Origin of the sequence: Croceivirga radicis (genome assembly GCF_002072105.2) — a bacterium.
In the GTDB taxonomy this organism is placed as follows: Bacteria; Bacteroidota; Bacteroidia; order Flavobacteriales; family Flavobacteriaceae; genus Croceivirga; species Croceivirga radicis.
In genome coordinates this window covers 227043-245357 of the sequence record NZ_MTBC01000005.1, presented here as the reverse complement: position 1 = coordinate 245357, position 18315 = coordinate 227043, and the positions used below count along the sequence as shown (strand labels likewise).

The 18315-nt window shown below is 34.6% G+C and carries 20 protein-coding genes and 1 tRNA gene; 15 read left to right on the top strand and 6 right to left on the bottom strand.

The window, feature by feature from the left end:
• The first annotated feature begins 217 nt into the window (after positions 1-217).
• The 10 genes from BUL40_RS09870 (at position 218) to BUL40_RS09825 (ending at position 9095) form a co-directional block, all read left to right on the top strand.
• A complete protein-coding gene (locus BUL40_RS09870) occupies positions 218-952 on the top strand; it encodes a DUF7003 family protein (RefSeq protein ID WP_080319123.1) in 735 nt (244 codons plus the stop codon).
• 215 nt (positions 953-1167) lie between these two features.
• Complete coding sequence (locus tag BUL40_RS09865) at positions 1168-2007, top strand: hypothetical protein (RefSeq protein WP_080319122.1); 840 nt, start codon at positions 1168-1170, stop codon at positions 2005-2007.
• Positions 2008-2034: 27 nt separating this feature from the next.
• Positions 2035-2730 carry a hypothetical protein gene (locus BUL40_RS09860; protein WP_080319121.1) on the top strand — a complete coding sequence of 232 codons (696 nt, stop codon included), beginning with the start codon at positions 2035-2037 and terminating at the stop codon, positions 2728-2730.
• 239 nt (positions 2731-2969) lie between these two features.
• On the top strand, positions 2970-3527 hold the full coding sequence (locus BUL40_RS15895) for a TetR/AcrR family transcriptional regulator (RefSeq protein ID WP_080319120.1): 558 nt from the start codon (positions 2970-2972) through the stop codon (positions 3525-3527).
• Between the two features lie 51 nt (positions 3528-3578).
• Positions 3579-4439: an SDR family oxidoreductase gene (locus BUL40_RS09850; protein ID WP_080319119.1), complete on the top strand. Its 861-nt coding sequence runs from the start codon at positions 3579-3581 to the stop codon at positions 4437-4439.
• A 1-nt stretch (position 4440) separates the two neighbouring features.
• Entirely contained in the window at positions 4441-4794 is a 354-nt protein-coding gene (locus tag BUL40_RS09845) for a DoxX family protein (RefSeq protein WP_080319118.1), read from the top strand.
• Between the two features lie 136 nt (positions 4795-4930).
• The gene (locus BUL40_RS09840) at positions 4931-5440 is read left to right on the top strand and encodes a sigma-70 family RNA polymerase sigma factor (protein ID WP_244901851.1); all 510 of its coding nucleotides are present in this window, start codon (positions 4931-4933) and stop codon (positions 5438-5440) included.
• 106 nt (positions 5441-5546) lie between these two features.
• Complete coding sequence (locus BUL40_RS09835; protein WP_080319117.1) at positions 5547-6428, top strand: PhzF family phenazine biosynthesis protein; 882 nt, start codon at positions 5547-5549, stop codon at positions 6426-6428.
• 129 nt (positions 6429-6557) lie between these two features.
• A complete protein-coding gene (locus tag BUL40_RS09830) occupies positions 6558-6938 on the top strand; it encodes a VOC family protein (RefSeq protein ID WP_080319116.1) in 381 nt (126 codons plus the stop codon).
• A 207-nt stretch (positions 6939-7145) separates the two neighbouring features.
• Positions 7146-9095 carry a GNAT family N-acetyltransferase gene (locus BUL40_RS09825; protein ID WP_080319115.1) on the top strand — a complete coding sequence of 650 codons (1950 nt, stop codon included), beginning with the start codon at positions 7146-7148 and terminating at the stop codon, positions 9093-9095.
• A 288-nt stretch (positions 9096-9383) separates the two neighbouring features.
• On the opposite strand, the gene BUL40_RS09820 is transcribed toward BUL40_RS09825, so the two are convergent.
• The 3 genes from BUL40_RS09820 to BUL40_RS09810 all read right to left on the bottom strand — a co-directional run bounded on the left by BUL40_RS09820 (position 9384) and on the right by BUL40_RS09810 (position 10645).
• Complete coding sequence (locus BUL40_RS09820; protein WP_080319114.1) at positions 9384-9854, bottom strand: hypothetical protein; 471 nt, start codon at positions 9852-9854, stop codon at positions 9384-9386.
• 21 nt (positions 9855-9875) lie between these two features.
• Positions 9876-10103 carry a hypothetical protein gene (locus tag BUL40_RS09815; protein ID WP_080319113.1) on the bottom strand — a complete coding sequence of 76 codons (228 nt, stop codon included), beginning with the start codon at positions 10101-10103 and terminating at the stop codon, positions 9876-9878.
• Between the two features lie 71 nt (positions 10104-10174).
• On the bottom strand, positions 10175-10645 hold the full coding sequence (locus BUL40_RS09810) for an Hsp20/alpha crystallin family protein (RefSeq protein WP_010518602.1): 471 nt from the start codon (positions 10643-10645) through the stop codon (positions 10175-10177).
• Positions 10646-10972: 327 nt separating this feature from the next.
• Here BUL40_RS09810 and BUL40_RS09805 point away from each other — a divergent pair, with 327 nt between their 5' ends.
• Positions 10973-11155 carry a hypothetical protein gene (locus tag BUL40_RS09805; RefSeq protein ID WP_080319112.1) on the top strand — a complete coding sequence of 61 codons (183 nt, stop codon included), beginning with the start codon at positions 10973-10975 and terminating at the stop codon, positions 11153-11155.
• Between the two features lie 45 nt (positions 11156-11200).
• Here the strand turns inward: BUL40_RS09805 and BUL40_RS09800 are convergent.
• Positions 11201-11274: transfer RNA gene (locus BUL40_RS09800), tRNA-Arg, on the bottom strand.
• A gap of 177 nt (positions 11275-11451) precedes the next feature.
• Here BUL40_RS09800 and BUL40_RS09795 point away from each other — a divergent pair.
• On the top strand, positions 11452-11676 hold the full coding sequence (locus BUL40_RS09795) for a hypothetical protein (protein WP_080319111.1): 225 nt from the start codon (positions 11452-11454) through the stop codon (positions 11674-11676).
• Here the strand turns inward: BUL40_RS09795 and BUL40_RS09790 are convergent.
• Positions 11673-12578 (bottom strand): universal stress protein, encoded by a 906-nt coding sequence (locus BUL40_RS09790; RefSeq protein ID WP_080319110.1) that lies wholly within the window; start codon positions 12576-12578, stop codon positions 11673-11675. The genes BUL40_RS09795 and BUL40_RS09790 overlap by 4 nt on opposite strands.
• An 83-nt stretch (positions 12579-12661) precedes the next feature.
• The gene (locus BUL40_RS09785) at positions 12662-13351 is read right to left on the bottom strand and encodes a Crp/Fnr family transcriptional regulator (protein WP_029511483.1); all 690 of its coding nucleotides are present in this window, start codon (positions 13349-13351) and stop codon (positions 12662-12664) included.
• Positions 13352-13477: 126 nt separating this feature from the next.
• On the opposite strand from BUL40_RS09785, the gene BUL40_RS09780 reads away from it, so the two are divergent.
• From BUL40_RS09780 to ccoN, 3 genes are all read left to right on the top strand, one after another.
• Positions 13478-15844 carry a heavy metal translocating P-type ATPase gene (locus BUL40_RS09780; protein WP_080319109.1) on the top strand — a complete coding sequence of 789 codons (2367 nt, stop codon included), beginning with the start codon at positions 13478-13480 and terminating at the stop codon, positions 15842-15844.
• 70 nt (positions 15845-15914) lie between these two features.
• Entirely contained in the window at positions 15915-16109 is a 195-nt protein-coding gene (gene ccoS, locus BUL40_RS09775) for a cbb3-type cytochrome oxidase assembly protein CcoS (protein ID WP_080319108.1), read from the top strand.
• Positions 16110-16111: 2 nt separating this feature from the next.
• On the top strand, positions 16112-18310 hold the full coding sequence (ccoN, locus tag BUL40_RS09770; RefSeq protein ID WP_080319107.1) for a cytochrome-c oxidase, cbb3-type subunit I: 2199 nt from the start codon (positions 16112-16114) through the stop codon (positions 18308-18310).
• The last annotated feature ends 5 nt before the right edge of the window (positions 18311-18315 follow it).

Here is an 18315-nt window from a genome sequence, read left to right as displayed (position 1 = left end):
TTAAATAAAAAATACGGAACTGATTGGCTGAACGAATTGAAAGCAAAACCATTCGGAATAAAATAAAAACGTTTTACGACAACGGCTATAGTTCATTACGGCTGAAATTCCTTATCGGAATTTCAAGCCTTTTTGCTAAATTTATTGTTACGGCGGAATGATACTCGCGTACCATTCCGTAACGAAACCATAGCCAAGACCGTTACCAAACATACAAATGAGCATCTTCGCATTTAAGAAAAAACATGAATATTCAGCAAAGGAAATACTAAACCAACTTGACAAGTGTGCTGAATATTTTACTTTTCCTATGTTGGACAATGGATATGTTTATCCAATTCACTCGAAATTGAGTGCTTACCGAGATGAAAACCGTTGGGTTTTAATAATCGAAGCAATTGGTTTTAATTATCGAGGCGGTGGACACAATGGGATTACTAACTGCCTGCACATTTTTGGAAATTGTATAGAAACGCAACCTGGAACTAACAACAACAATTTTCTTTATATCACAGAGGACAGTTCTGACAACCCAACTTTTGATGAGGAATATTTGGACAGTTTAAATCCTCGAGCCAATACAATGATTCTACGTGGAAAGGAAATTAACGTTAATCACGATAGAGAGTTTTATCTGAATAAAGGAATTGAACTCGAAGAGAAAGACAAAATTTTCATTTGGGAATTTATGAGAGGTTTAGAGCCTGAATATAACAATGAATTTGAAGCGACCGAACAAGAAATAAGAGAACGAATCCCATTTGATATACCAAAAATCATGGAATTAACCGAATGGTATCATCCTGACTGTGCGGATTCGGAACTTCCGAGCAAAAACGAAACATTCAAACAAATAGCTAAAGTCTTGGAAACCGGAAAAATGGAATTTTATAAACCTACTTACAAACCAAATAATCATTGGAAAAATTGGCCAAATGGAGGAGCATTATAAAAAAGTAAGTTTGGTAACAAGGGCTATAAGTAATGCGGCCAGAAGTACCAAATCGAAGTTTCGTGCTTTTTAATCCGCTCGCAGTTTAGATATTTATGAAACAAAAATTAAAAAATATAAAAACGGCTCGCTAAGTTTCGTGCCAGATTGAAAACTATCGCTTTTCAATCCCTCACTACTCATAGCTAAGACCGTTACCTACAAGAATTAATCAGATGTTTGAAAAAATTATACAGAGATTGGAATCCACGAATGACTATTCAGAAGACTTGATTCTAAAAATTAAGAACATTTGTAATTATTGGTCAAGCATTAGTGATTCAACCTCTTTAAAGCTTAAAGAGATAGTAGAGAAATATCAATATGAAAATCTCAAAAATATTAGAAGAGATGACTCACAATCTACTCATTTAGAATTCTGGAAGGATATTGGAATATTTTCTCTTTCACCAGCTTTAGAAGACCATGATATAGATGATGACTTTATGCTGTTCGTTGAAGACTTTCACGGTAAAATTAACTTTTCAAATGTCAATGAAATAGAAGATGTAGAATTAGATATCTATTACGAGTTATTGGATCGACTCTTCTACACTTGGGTTTCATTTCTATGGCAAGAATGTGATGGGAGTAAATCAGGAATTCCTACTTGCACAATTGAGAACAATAGTACACGAATGTTCTATTTTAATGATTTCTTATTTGACAATATTTCCTCTTTCCACAACGAATGGTTTGACAAAAGAATTAATGGCACTGCTTTTAATAGACGATTAGAACTTGAAGAAATATATGCTCGAACGAACAAAAATATCAAACGTGCGAATAAAACTATTAACTGGACATTTGAGCAAAATCAGGAAATTTCGGAATTAACTATTACTCATAATGTTACAATCTTCAAAAGTTCTGGTCAAATTGACGAAGTAATTCATAAACCAGATACAAATTATGATAATAGCCATGAAGTAGCAGCGAAATATTTTATTAAGCGAAGCAATGAGTTGATTAATGATAATTGGAAATTAGAAGAAAAAGTAGGTAACACTATGTAAAATATTTAAAAAACTTTTTTTATAAGGATGACCAATTTTTTTATTCTATCTAGTTTAATACTGGTTTCATGCAATAATAGTCTAGACGTTTCGAGCTTAATCTCTAAAGATTTATACCTAAGCGAGTTAAAGGGGAATGTAAAAAAATGTGAAATTTCTGAAACTCACTATAATAATGGAAATACATTTACTATTTCAGAAGTAATATCATTTAATGAAGAAGGTCATATAGTTAGCAAAATTAGAAAATCATCCTTAGAATCATCTGAGCATAATTATCAAAATCATTATTCCAATAAACTAAGGGATTCAACTTCGATATTTGACTCTAATAATAAAATAATTCAGAAATATATATACTCGTACGGGGTTGATAACAAATTAGTATCAATATTAAATATTGACTATGAAAATCAACTTACAGATTCAATTAAAATGAAGTATTTTGATAATTCAATCTCCTTAATATCACCACGAATGAACAAAGAAATGTCATTTGACAATGAATCAAGTTTGATTATGGTAAAAAACAAAATTAACAATCAATCTGTTTCTTTAATATATTCTGAAGATAAATCCAAATCCGAAAAAGAAACGAATGGATTTAAAGAAATTAACTCCTATACCTATGATGGAAATGTAAATTGGATTAAAAAAGAGACTAAATTTAATGTCAAAACTGATAATAAAATTGAATATAATAGGAATATACAGTACTACTAAAAAACATTTTACAACAAAACCTATAAACAATACAGACTTTGTGCTTAAACAAATGGTTTGCGTATTTTTTCAAGTTCGCAAATCTAATAAGATTTTGCTATGTGCCTAGTGGAAAGTAAACGCTAGTTCGTTCCCGTACTGTTCATACCTGAACCGTTACCCACAATATAAAATCACCAGCAGTTCCGAAAAAATTACTAAAATTGGAATAATCATTCCAATTATTATATATTTGCAAAGTGAATAAGAAACAAACCATATTATCTTCTGCACTCGAACTACTAGTAGAAAAAGGAGTTCATAATACTCCAATGTCTGCTATTGGAAAAGCTGCAAAAACTGGAATGGGAACTATTTATAACTATTTCCCAAATAAAGAAGCCTTAATCAATGAAATTTACACAGATATAAAAAAAAAAGAAAAATTACTCTTTGAGAATTTTGAATCGGATAAACCCATCAATACTCAATTTGAAAACTATTTTACTATTGCTGTAACTTTCTTTATTAACAATCCTAGCTATTTCCGATTTATGGAGCAGCTACAAGCTTCTCCTATTATAACAGAAAATAGCAAAGAAGAAGGTCGAAAATCTATTACTCCTGTTTTTGAACTTTTAGTGTTGGGAAAGCAACAACGCATTATCAAAGACATTGATATTGAAGAAATTTTAATGTTTATAGGTGGAGCTATTTTATCCTATTTAAGATGGTATTTTAATCAAACACAAACAGAGAAAAAACAAGCATCCCTTAAAAATCAAGTAACAATGGTTTGGGATGCCATCAAAGAATAAAAAAATTTATCAATAATTTGGAATGAACGTTCGTTCCATAAAATTGCAATTATGACTAAAAATGTATTAATCACAGGAACATCAACAGGCGTAGGATTTGAAAGTGCTATTCTTTTCGCTAAAAACAACTACAAAGTTTACGCTACAATGCGAAATCTCAAAAAATCGGAACTACTTAAACAGAAAATTAAGGAAGAAAATCTGAATATAGAAATACTTCCTTTAGATGTAACTAAAATAGATTCAATAGAATTAGCCGTAAAAACTATTATAGAGAAAGATGGGAAAATAGATGTATTAGTGAATAACGCAGGAGCTGGTTTTGCGAAAACAACTGAGCAGGCTACTGAGCAAGAAATTAGATGGGTTACAGACGTAAATTATCATGGAGTTGTATTTTGCACACAAGCCGTACTTCCTTATATGAGAAAACAAAAATCTGGTCAAATAATAAGTATTACCTCAGTTGGTGGTTTAGTTGGACAACCGTTTAACGAATTATATTGCGGTGCTAAATTTGCCGTTGAAGGTTTTATGGAAGGACTTGCAACCTATGTTAGTGATGCCTTTAATATTAAAATTACCTGTGTTGAACCAGGTGGAATAGCTACCGAATTTATGACTTCCGCTATTGAAAAAACGGCTGTTGAAGGACAATTTGCAACTGGTGAATACTTACCAATATTCGAAAGATATATGGCTGGAAACCAAAACAGAGCTACAGAAAGTAAAGAACAAGTGTACCAAACAGGTCTAGAAGTAGCTGAAGTAATTTTAGATATAACTGAAAATGAAAATCCACCTTTAAGAATCCGAACTTCAAAATGGGCAGAAGATTTTTGTGAGCTAAAAACAAAAGCAGACCCAGATGGCACTAAATTGGTAAAACAAATTACTGATAGTTTTTTATAGAATGAAAGCAATTTATTGGTCTTCAACACTAATTATATCAGTTTTTCTCTTCTTAAGTTCTTATAGTTATGTATTCAGTAAAAGTACAATTCAAGGAATTAAAGCCTTAGGGTTTCCTGATTTTTTCAGGATAGAATTAGCTATTTTAAAATTTTTAGCTGCAATAGTATTACTACTACCATTTGCTTCTTTGCAGCTAAAAGAATGGGCATATGCAGGTGTAGGATTATTTTTAATAACGGCTTTAATCGCACATATCAAACATAAGGATTCTATCTTTATTACGTTTTTACTTGTAATCCTTATGGGAATTCTAATAATATCCAACATTTATATGAACAAGATTTTGAAATAAATACTGTGTGTAACAACGTTTATAAAAAATAGCGGTTTAACTGCTTAAACAAAAGAAAATTAATAAATTAAAAGTCTATTATAATCCGAAAAGTTAGTGAATAAAACCCGCTATTTTTCATATACAAGACCGTTAAGTGCAAGCAGAAAAAACTGAAATTGTGAAAACTGAAATTAATACTATTTGGATTGACTTAAATGAAGAACTTTATAAGTTCATTTTGGGAAAAATAAAAGATGAACAAACGTCAAAAGATATTCATCAAGAGGTTTTTTTAAAAATTCAAACTAAAATTCATCAATTAAAACACACCTCAAAACTTACATCCTGGGTTTACCAAATTACAAGAAATACAATTATTGACTATTTACGCAAAGCCAAAAATAAGAATGTTTTAATAGATGAATTAGATATCCCTTTGACCGTAGAGGAAAATTTCAATTATTCAAATCTTACTAATTGTATCAATCAGAAAATCAAAGAACTTTCTGCAGACCATAAAGAGGCTATTATCTTAACCTCTTTTAAAAACTTCTCACAAAAAGAACTGTCCGAACATTTAAAATTGTCATATTCTGGTGCAAAGTCAAGAGTTCAAAAAGCCAGAGAAGTATTAAAGGAGAACATTTTGGTTTACCAAATGTAGAATCGGATAGTACAGGTAAGCTAATAGATTTTGAAAATAATTAAAATTTACTACGTCTTTTTCTAACTAATAACGTCCATCCTATATAACTTATAATAAAATATAAATGGACAGTTCAAAAAAAATAATTAACGTACAAATTCTTAACGCTTTTGCAGAAAACGGTAAAGGTGGTAATCCAGCAGGTGTAGTTTTAAACGCAGATGAATTATCTGATAAAAATAAACTTGAGATTTCGAAAAAAGTAGGTTTATCAGAAACCGCTTTTGTTTCAAAATCCAAAACTGAGGATTTTAAGTTAGATTTCTTCACGCCAAATAAACAAATAGCACATTGTGGTCACGCCACAGTAGCAACATTTTCATATTTAAAACAAATAGGTGTGCTGCAAAATAATAGTTCATCAAAAGAAACCATAGACGGAAAACGAAAAATAGAAATAATTGGGGATTTAGCTTTTATGGAACAATTGGCTCCAAAATATGTTAATGTTGACCAGAAAGAAACCCTAATTCTAAAATCATTGGGATTAAAAAAAACTGACCTTATGCCAAATGCTCCAATTCAATTAGTAAACACAGGAAATTCATTCATACTCGTTCCTGTTAAAAGCAATGAAATTTTAAAGAACATAATTCCTGATTTTGACTTGATAACCAAAATTAGTGATGAATTCGATTTAATCGGCTACTATGTGTTTTCTACTAAGACAGAGCATGACGCTACTTCAAGAATGTTTGGTCCTCGTTATGGAATTTTAGAAGAGTCAGGAACTGGAATGGCTGCTGGACCATTAGGTTGCTACTTATTCGATATTTTAAAATTAAAAAAAAGCTCCTTCCATATTCAACAAGGTAAGTATATGAAAGAGCCTTCACCGAGCTTGATTATAGTAAATTTGCGAATCGATAATGGAGAAATAAAGGATTTAATGGCAGGGGGTAAAGGAATACTAAATAGACAATTAGACATTGAAATAAGCGCTTAAAAAGCCAGCACATAACAAAGAACTGAGATAAATCCATTTCATTCTCCCTATAAATCTAGAACAGCATTTGGTCAGGAACTGTAAGGTAGATTAACTTGCTATTCTATCCAATTAAGTACACCATTTACTATGAATCTAAACCAAATAACCGTACCCTCTTTAAATGTTGCAAGGGCCATACCATTTTATCAAAAACTTGGTTTAACCTTAATCGTAGAAGCTTTGCCGCATTATGCACGATTCCTATGCCCAACAGGAGATGCTACATTTTCTATCCATTTGGTTGAACAGCTACCAAATGGTAATGGAATTTATGTGTATTTTGAATGCGAACATTTAGACCAACACGTTACCAATTGTAAACAAAATGGGATAGAATTTGAGCAAGAACCAATAGACCAGAAGTGGCTATGGAGGGAAGCTCGCCTTAAAGATTTAGACGGCAATCAACTCATACTTTTCCATGCCGGTGAAAATAGAATTAATCCACCTTGGCGATTACACAATTAAAAGCTGTTTTCATTTTGTATCACTTTTCTACTTCACTGTACACAACATATTTTAGCCGCATCTTACCCTATAATTTTCACTATATTTTTATGAAAAGAATTCAATTTTGTGTGTACTAAAACTGTATTATTGCAGCAAATAACAAAGGTGTTTTGAAGTAAAAAAAACAAACCTTAAAACACTAATTTACAACAGGTAACAGATTAAATGAATATACACTTTAGAAAGGCAACCGTAGACGATTTAGACTTTCTACTTCAACTAGAAACAGCTGCCTTTCCTATCTATCAACAAACAGCTAAAAATAGTATTAAGAAAAGCTTAACCAGTCCCTTTCAAGAGGTAATCCTAGCAGAGGATTCTAGCAACAAAGTTGCGGCAGCTACCCTATTTAAGTATAAGCATATGCTTCGTATATATTCCATAGGTGTAGCTAAAGAATACCAAAATAGCGGTATTGGTAGCGAGCTTTTAGCCTATATTAAAACCTTTGCTAGTACCCATAACTTCCACAGTATTACTTTAGAAGCTAGTGCAGACAATACCAAACTATTAAACTGGTATTACCAAAAAGGCTTTAAAAAAATAAAAACCCTTAAGGCATACTATAAAAACAGTATAGATGCCATAAAAATGGGATTACCTATTGGCCATACTATCATGGAAAAAGAAAACAAAAACCTTATTATCATAGACCAACCCTATGCTTGGAAAGCTATGGATATTAAAGCTACGGTAGTTTCTGTTAAAGATTATATTAACAACCCAACTTACCAGAACAACGCCAATTATCGTGTTTTTAACCTCTGTAGTTCTTACAAATATCAGAGTTACGGGTACTACGTTTCCTTATTGGCCTCGGCTCGCGGGCAGCGTGCCATACCCAGCACTTCTACTATTAAAGATGTACAAATTGCCAATGTGGTACAATCACTTTCATATGAACTTAATGATCAAATTAATCGCACCCTTCAAAAAGAGACCGAATCTAATTTACAGTTGGATATCTATTTTGGGCAAACTCCATTAAGTAAGTATAAAAGTCTGGCGGCAAGTTTATATCAGGTTTTTGAGGTTCCTTTGTTTACGGTAAACTTTGTAAAGAGTGATAAGTGGATTATTAAAAATATAAAAGCGTTGAGCTTTAAGGGTTTTAAGGATACCCAATTGGACTTTATGTATAGCGCTGCCCAAAAACATTTCAATAAAAAAAGATATAATCTACCAAAACTGAACAATTATAGTTATGACCTTGCGGTACTAATTAACCCTTACGAAGAAAATCCACCCTCTAATAAAGAAGCGTTGGACAAGTTTCAAAAAATAGCCAACAAAAAAGGGGTTTATGTGGAATTCATTAGTAAAGCTGATGCGAATAAAATAAATGAGTTTGATGGGTTGTTTATCCGTGAAACCACCAACGTGAACCACTACACTTATGAATTGGCTAGATTGGCCTTTGCCGAAGGTTTAGTGGTGATAGACGACCCCTGGTCTATTCTTAGGTGTTCCAATAAAATTTACCAGCACGAATTGTTTAAAAAGAATAAGATTAGAACACCCAACACAGAGGCATTGACCAAGAACATGTTTAATGATAAGGTGCTAGAGACCATTAACTACCCTGCCGTATTAAAACAACCAGATAGTGCCTTTTCTTTGGGCGTTAAAAAAGTAAACAATAAAATTGAAGCCAAAGAAGAGTTAAAAGCTTTGTTCAAAAAAACAGATATGGTAATTGCCCAAGAATTCTTGTATTCAGAATTTGATTGGCGTATTGGTATATTGGACAACAAAGCCATTTTTGCCTGCAAATATTATATGACCAAAGATCATTGGCAAATCTATAATTGGAATAGTGATGATACCGATAAATCTGGAAATCATGAAACCCTATCCATAGACCAAGTGCCAAAACAAGTAGTAAATACGGCACTTAAGGCAGCATCCTTAATTGGGGACGGCCTTTATGGGGTTGATTTAAAATTTGTAGATGGCAAGGTTTACGTTATTGAGGTCAATGATAACCCTAACATTGATTTTGGTGTAGAAGACCAGGTATTGGGAGACCAATTGTACCACCTAATACTAGATACTTTTATTGCACGTATAGAAGTCTTAAAAAACATAAGACATATAAACTTGACAAAAAGTTAATGTGATAAGTCTATTTTGTTGAATTTAATGCTGGTACTACCAAATTACAACGTAATATTAAAATTAAGCTCTATAGTATTAAACGCTATAGAGCTCAAACGTTTATAATAGTAAGTCCTGAAGCAAGACTAATTAAACCGTTCTATGAAGGATTCAATTTGTTCTTTTTTTTATCGAATAAATTTTTGATAGCATCCCATTTATACAGAAAAAGTTGTGCTATAATATGAATTATTAGCAAACCTACAACGGTGGTCACCACCAATGAAATTGCAAACTTACCCATAGTTAAAAAATTAAAGTACTATCCCTATCTATAGTTAAACCGTATTTCTCAAAGAAATTCCTATGCTTATCCCACAGCTGTTCATGAAGTTTATCTAATTGCATAAATTCCTTACCAAACTCACTTTCAAAGAAATCGTCATTAAAAAAATCAGAAATTAAAAGCGAATCCTTTTCGTTTAAGAATTCGTTACCACCACTTGGTATTCCATGATATCGCTTATAAAAGCGATGCTGTAACTGTTGTAGTAAACTATCCTTATTTCCTTTGGTAATCTCAGGAGAAGATGCCCAAGTATACACACTATCATAACTAATTAAGTTACCATAATCATCATATTCCTTAGAAACACGCCAATTACCGGTATCATTTTTAGAATCCTGTAATGTTTGTTCGGCTTTTCCCGTTTCTTGTCCATTACAACTTTGTAAAAATAGCCAACTTATCAAACCTAAATAGTTCCAAATTCTCATTTGTAAAATGTTTTTAGTTATCTAATTAACCTTTGCTTTTTTACGATATACCCTTCTAAGCCTATTTTGATGAAAGGTATACACCCTTCTTTCCCCTTTATCGTAAGCTACACAGCGTACGTAAGAGTTTCTAAGAGGACTTCCAATTATGGGTAGTCTTTGGTCTACATAGTCCAATACTTCCATTTCTTTTGCATTGATTTTCTCTTTTTGAATTACCCTTTCTCCGGGTTTAAATTTTCTAAGCATTATCAAAAACTAAAATTTAAAATGGAGGAGTCTACACTCCTCCATCTTGGATTAATAGGGAAAAGATTAAGTTAGGATATTGCTATGGTCTTTGCGGGTTTTTGTTTTGCCTCTTCTTTTTTAGGTAAATGTATTTTTAAGATACCCGCTTCATAAGTTGCATTAATATTTTCCTCTTCAATTGTCTCGGGTAAAGAAAAACTACGTTTAAAAGCAGCGTAACCAAACTCCCTACGTGTATAGTTTACCTGTTCATTTTGCTCTTCTTGGTTCATTTCTGTTGCAATAGAAAGAACTTGGTTATCCAAATCAATCTGGAAATCGGTTTTTTGTAAACCAGGTACAGCCATTTCTACCCAATACGCATCTGCAGTTTCTTTAATATTTACCTTTGGCAAGGTCATACCAGAATTAAAATTAGAGGCAAACACATTAGGTAGATCAGTGTTAAAAAAACTGTCAATCCAATTGGACCAGCTTGGGAAGTCTAGACCTGTTTTTGCTAAACTTCCATTTTTTGGAAAAGAAACTAAATTGCTCATAATGAAAAAATTTAAGTTTAACATTCAATTTATATGTATGCCCTTTGTGGCTTAACTGGTAAAACAAATAAAATACCACATCAATTTAAAAACCTTTAGAGCCCTCTTTTTTTAATATTTTTTTTACGATTTTCTGTCAAAATTTCAGTGAACAATAAAGGTGGAGCAAAAAAAAGATTTTACCTTTTTTATTGATTTGGTCAAAATGTCATATCCTAACGGGTTAGTTCATGAATTCTTAATAATTAATCCGCCACATTAAAGAATTGGAATATTTATTGTAGCCGTTTAAACATACTTTTTTTGATAACTTAAAATTGATTTGGCATGAGTAAATCACCTATTTCCGTAAAGCTAATTGAAAAAAGAGGGGATGAATATGACATCAAGTTTCCTAACTTGAAAATTCCTGTAACCGTAAATCATACCCTATATCAAAAAATGTTGCATAGTAATGCGTATGAATTTTATGACCAACCGGTAAAGGTGTCCACTAGTAATAGTGCTTAAGTATAAATAAAAAAACCACGCTTGTTTGCGTGGTTTTTTATTAAGTGATCGCGGAAGGATTCGAACCTTCGACCGTCTGCTTAGAAGGCAGATGCTCTATCCAGCTGAGCTACGCGACCTACGGTTACTCTGTATTAGAGCGGTGCAAATTTACTATTTATAATTTTTTTTACAAGGATTATTTTAAAAACAATTTCATTTAATTCCATTCCAATTAAAAATCAACCAGTTAGGATTTAAAAATTATTTAAACAAATTAAATTAAAACCCTATAAAATTGTAGCTTCAGAATAAAAATGAAGAATTTAGCAATACCCTTAGTGGCAACTACTACCCTATTATTGATTACGGTAACCATAATGGCCAGTATGAACTTGCCTTTCAATTGGATTTTTTACTTAACTGTTTTAGGCCAAGCATTTGTCATAGTCATGGTATATGTTGTTTTAAAAGACGATTACCAAACTCCACATACGTTTAAAGACGGATATGATGACAAACCTCTGAACCAAAAACTTTAAGACGCATTAGAGGTTGCCATCTCGCTAAAATCGTTTTGTACATTTTTGGCAACCATACCCAATTCTGGTATTACCAAAAGTGGTATTTGTGTATGAAAAGCGGTTCGTTTAACAATAGGTTCTCGCGTCATTTTCTCCATGTAACTATGCTGATAATTCAATAAGGCCAAAAGATGAATTTGCAATTCTTCTGTAAAAACCTCTAGGGTTTGCGATACGGAATGTAATTCTGAAACAGTGTGTATGTAATGTTCCACATCTATAAAATAACGCCTAAGCATATTTAAATTAAATTGCTGTAGTTCTGTTAGGGCCTTTATCTCGTACTGTACATGTACTATTCGTATAGTAGCCTTAAACATTTTTGCCATATCTATTAGGGGCATTAACTCAGACAAGGCATAGAATCTGGTAAAATCTGTAGCAAACGCTATTTCGGTAGGTCTAATGAAGTCAAAATTTTGAGGTACTACCAATACAGGGCACCTCTTGGTATTTTTGATAATGCGTACGGTATTGCTACCCATAAACACCTCTTCTACCCCAGAAGCGCCTTTGGTACCGGTTACAATTAAATTAATAGCAAAAGTTTCTACAGCATCTTTAACCGCATCTACCAATAAACTAAAAGAGGAAATTGTTTCTAGCTGATGTTTGGGATTACCAAAGTTGCTTTTAATTTGTTCTACCGTATTTGCCAACCCAGCCTCTGATCGTTGTTGTACGCTATTTACAAGGCCTACACCATCCATTGGTGCCATAAACCTATTGGTGGTAATAGCGGGTGTATAAGTGTTTAAAAGATAAAACGTTACGTTTTCTTCCTTAAATAGTTGCATGGCAAAAGAAATGGCATTCCACGCATTCTCAGAAAAATCGGTTGGGATCAGTACACTTTTCATTCCATCAACATTTTAGATGGTATAAAATTAAATGTACCGTTTAGGGCAAACTATGACAAATGTCAGTTTTAAAATTTATCACACTAAAAACCTTCGGATAAGTCCACTAATTTTTGTTCGTTTAGCACACGTACACGTTTACCTTTTGTAGCAATCCATTCGTTTTTCTTAAATTCAGAAATAATACGAATAGCAGATTCCGTAGCAGTGCCTACCACATTGGCCATATCTTCTCGCGAGAGGTTTAGTCTTAAATAACCCTCTTCGTCTTCTCCAAAATTATTTTTTAAATATAGAAAGGCAGCGGCCATACGTTGTTTCACGGTTTTTTGAGACATGTTTACGATTACATCATCTGCCTCTTTTAAATCATGTGCCATATGGCGTAAAACTTCTAGGGTAAAGTTTGGGTTTTTGTTTAAGGTATCCGTAATACTCGTTTTGGGTATAAAACAAATCTCCATATCGCTCACTGCAGTGGCAGATAAATTGGTATGTTCTTCTGCAATTACGGAACGTTGCCCCAATACCTCCCCTTTGGTTGCCAATTTTACTATTTGGTCTTTACCGTTTTCACTAAGTTTACTCAATTTGGTAACACCACTTCTAACGCAATAAACACCATTCAACTTTTCACCTTCGTTGAACAATGGGTCGCCCTTTTTTACTTTTTTAGTGATTTTAGAATCGGAAACCTGTTTCAATTCTTCCTTACTCATGGCCCGTAACGAATTGAACTGACGTATAATACAACTTTCGCATCTGCTTTCCATACCAATGGATTTTTTAAATTACCTGACAGGGTAAAGTTAAACAAAACACAAAGACCAAAACCTGACATATATCATGTTTTAAAGAAGAACATTTCTAGAAGTTTGCCTTAGGTAAGAGCAAATTTTATGGATACTACAAATTGTTATCACTGTGGTGACCCCTGTGAGAAAGAACATCTAGTCTTTGACGATAAAAATTTCTGCTGCAACGGTTGTAAAACGGTTTACGAAATATTTAGCACCAACAACTTGGCTTATTATTATGAGATACAAGAAAGTGCGGGGGCCACACCAAAAGCTACAACCAATAAGTTCAATTTTCTGGACAATGAAGAGATTGCCACAAAGCTTTTAGAATTTAATGAAGAGGGTGTGCAGGTGGCCCAATTCTTAATTCCACACATCCATTGTAGTTCTTGTATTTGGGTTTTGGAAAACCTCAACAAACTAAATTCGGGTATAACTACCGCCCAAGTAGACTTTCCAAAGAAGAAGGTGAGGATAACGTTTAAAAGTAACCAAATCACATTAAAAGAACTTGCTTTATTATTGGCAAGAATTGGTTATGAGCCCAATATATCTTTAGAAGATTACCAGAAAAAGACAGACAAAAAAGACCATTCTTTACTCTATAAATTAGGTTTGGCCGGCTTTGCTTTTGGTAATGTAATGCTACTCTCCTTTCCAGAGTATTTTGAGGTAGGGGAATTCTGGTTAGAACAATACAAACATACCTTTAGGTGGCTCATGTTTGCCTTTTCCATTCCCGTGGTACTTTATGCGGCCAAAGATTATTTTATAAGCGCCTACAAAGGTATACGCTCTAAATTGCTAAATATAGACGTACCCATTGCACTAGGTATTTTAGTCCTATTTTTAAGAAGCACCGTAGATATTATAATGGATTGGGGCTCTGGTTTTTTTGATAGTTTAACCGGGTTGGTCTTCTTTCTACTGCTAGGAAGATATTTTCAACAAAAAACATATGCCTATCTATCCTTTGAACGTGACTACAAATCTTATTTTCCTATTGCCGTAACTCGTTTGTCTGCCTCAGATCAGGAAGAAAATATTGAAATACATCAGGTAAAAAAAGGAGACCGTTTGCTTATAAGAAATGAAGAAATACTCCCGGTAGATGCTATTTTAATCAAAGGTAAGGCCCAAATAGACTATAGCTTTGTAACGGGAGAATCCGAAGCTGTTCTTAAGCAAAGTGGCGACCGTTTGTTTGCCGGGGGCAAACAAATTGGAGCGGTTATTGAGATTGAAGCCACAAAATCCGTATCCCAAAGTTATTTGACCCAACTATGGAGCAATGCTGTTTTTAATACAAATAAGGCTAGTAATTTTCAAACGCTTACAGATGCCATTGGCAAACGGTTTACCCTTGCCGTTTTAACCATTGCCACCCTGGCCACTGCGTTTTGGTTATGGCAAGACCCCACAAAGGCGTTAAATGTATTTACCGCCGTGTTAATCATTGCCTGCCCGTGTGCCATAGCACTAGCAGCACCATTTACCCTAGGAAACCTTATTCGGATTTTTGGTAAAAAAGGATTCTATCTAAAGGATACCAACACCATAGAACGCTTGGCCAAAATAGATACACTCGTTTTTGATAAAACCGGAACACTTACCACCCATAAAGAAACGGAAATAACCTACCACGGTATGCCATTGAATGACGAAGAAGCCGCCTTACTAAAAAACACCCTAAGGGGCTCTAACCACCCGTTGAGCAGATCTTTATATGATTTGTTGGCTACCTATGATATCAAAACCTTGGATTCTTTTAGGGAGGATACCGGTAAAGGCGTAACGGCAACTTACAATAACAACACCATAAAATTAGGTTCTGCCAGCTATACAGATGGTCGTAATCCAGAAAGTTCGGAAACTGCGGTCCATATTAATTACAACGCCAGGCATAAAGGAAAATACCTTTTTAAAAATGCCTATAGAAAAGGGATAGAAAAACTGTTTACCAGCTTACATTCCAAATACAAACTGGTTATACTTTCTGGGGATAATGATGGTGAGCGAGAGATTTTGGAAAAAAAATTTCCCTTTAAACTCCCCATGTTCTTCAACCAAAAACCACAAGACAAGTTACGGTACATAGAACAATGCCAAAAAAGTGCCCATGTATTAATGATTGGCGATGGCCTTAACGATGCTGGGGCATTGGCCCAAAGTGATGTGGGTATTGCCATCTCTGATGACATCAACGTTTTTTCGCCCGCATGTGATGCCATTCTAAGTGCAGAAAAATTGAACGCCCTCCCCTCGTTTTTAGGACTTTCTAAAAAAAGCATACAAATCATCAAATTGAGTTTTGTGCTATCGCTTTGCTATAATCTCATTGGTCTTTCTTTTGCGGTTACAGGGCGTTTAGAACCTGTTATAGCCGCCATTCTAATGCCGTTGAGCTCTATTAGCATTGTGGTTTTTACTACGGTAGCCACCAATTTTATCAGTAGAAAATTATGATACGGAAAGCTGATAATTATCATTTTTTGCCCTTTAACTCCAACGTAGTTTTACCAAATATTAAATAGGTATGAGTGTCATTTATATGTTATTAACCATCAGTATTTGTGTGGCCGTGGTGTTCTTTTTTGTCTTTATCCTTTCTGTAAAGAGTGGACAATATGATGATGCCTACACCCCTTCTGTTCGTATGCTTTTTGAAGACGAACTGGTTACTCCAAAAGAAAATAAAACAACCAACGATAAAATAGAATTGAATAAGTAATTATGGAAGTACAACAGTTTCATTACGATAATAAAATCGTTCAGAAATTCCTCTACGCCACCATGTTATGGGGTGTGGTGGGTATGGTAGTAGGGCTTTTATTGGCCTTTATGTTCTTGTTTCCCAACTTAACAGATGGCATATCCTGGTTAAGCTTTGGTCGTTTAAGGCCTTTGCACACCAATGCGGTTATTTTTGCCTTTGTAGGTAACGCTATTTTTGCCGGGGTCTACTATTCCCTACAGCGACTGCTAAAAGCCAGAATGTTTAGTGATGCCCTAAGTAACATTAACTTTTGGGGATGGCAATTAATTATTGTAGCAGCGGCCATAACCCTGCCGTTGGGGTATACCAGCTCTAAAGAATATGCAGAATTGGAATGGCCTATAGATTTGGCTATTGCGGTGATTTGGGTGGTCTTTGGTTGGAATATGATTGGCACCATTTTAAAAAGAAGACAACGCCACTTATACGTTGCCATTTGGTTTTATCTGGCCACGTTTGTAACGGTTGCGGTGTTACATATATTCAATAGTTTAGAATTACCGGTATCCGCGTTAAAAAGTTATTCCGTTTATGCGGGCGTACAAGATGCCTTGGTACAATGGTGGTACGGCCATAACGCGGTGGCTTTTTTCTTGACCACACCGTTCTTGGGTCTAATGTATTACTTTGTTCCCAAGGCGGCCAATAGACCGGTTTATTCCTATCGTTTATCCATAGTACACTTTTGGTCCTTAATATTTATATATATCTGGGCAGGACCCCACCATCTTTTATACTCTTCTTTACCAGACTGGGCACAGAATTTAGGTGTGGTGTTCTCCGTAATGCTTATTGCACCATCCTGGGGTGGTATGATCAACGGTTTGTTAACCCTACGTGGAGTTTGGGATAAAGTAAGGAGCGATGCTACCTTAAAATTTATGGTAGTTGCAATTACCGGGTATGGTATGGCTACGTTTGAAGGCCCCATGCTATCCTTAAAAAACGTAAATGCCATTGCCCACTTTAGTGATTGGATTATTGCCCACGTACACGTAGGTGCACTGGCTTGGAACGGTTTTATGACCTTTGGTATGATCTACTGGTTGGTTCCCAAAATGTTCAAGACCAATTTATACTCAAAAGGTTTGGCCAACTTCCATTTTTGGATCGGTACCCTAGGTATTGTACTCTATGCCCTACCTATGTACGTTGCCGGTTTTACCCAAGCGTTAATGTGGAAAGATTTTAACCCAGATGGCACCTTGGTTTACGGTAACTTCTTAGAAACCGTTACCCAGATAATTCCTATGTATTGGATGCGTGCTATTGGTGGAACCTTATACATTATTGGGGCTTTGGTAATGCTGTATAATGTTGTGGCCACTGTACGCAGGGGCAGCAAGGTAGAAGATGAATTGGCAGAAGCACCGGCTTTGACCAAAGTGTCTAAAAGACGTGTAGCTGGCGAAACCTTTCATACCTGGTTAGAGCGTAAGCCCATACAACTAACCATTTTAGCTACTGTTGCCATTTTAATTGGGGGAATCATCCAAATAGTTCCTACCATTTTGGTAAAATCCAACATACCTACCATAACTAGCGTAAAACCCTATACGCCCTTGGAATTAGAAGGTAGGGATCTGTATATAAGAGAAGGTTGTGTGGGTTGCCACTCACAAATGATCAGACCTTTTAGAAGCGAGGTAGAGCGCTATGGTGAATATGCCAAGGCAGGAGAATTTGTTTACGACCATCCGTTCTTATGGGGCAGTAAACGTACAGGTCCAGACTTATTGCGGGTTGGCGGTAAATATTCAGATAACTGGCACTTAAACCATATGTACGATCCACAGAGTACCTCATCGGGTTCTATTATGCCGGCTTACCAATGGTTGGTAACCAATGCACATGATCGTAGTGGTGTTGAAGCCAAGATGGCGGCAATGGTAAAGCTAGGTGTGCCCTATTCTGACGAAGATATCAACAACGCTCAAGCCGCTATGGCGGTGCAGGCCTCACAAATAGAAAAGAATTTGTATTCAGACCCGGAATTTGCCAAATCCTATGAAGCGGATAAAAAGTATGCCGCAGAAAATGGATTACCATTTGTAGAAATGAAAGATCGTGAAATTGTTTCGCTTATTGCCTATCTACAACGTCTAGGTACGGATATCAAAATAAAGGAAACTGGCGAAGTATTGTCTCAAAATTAATTAAA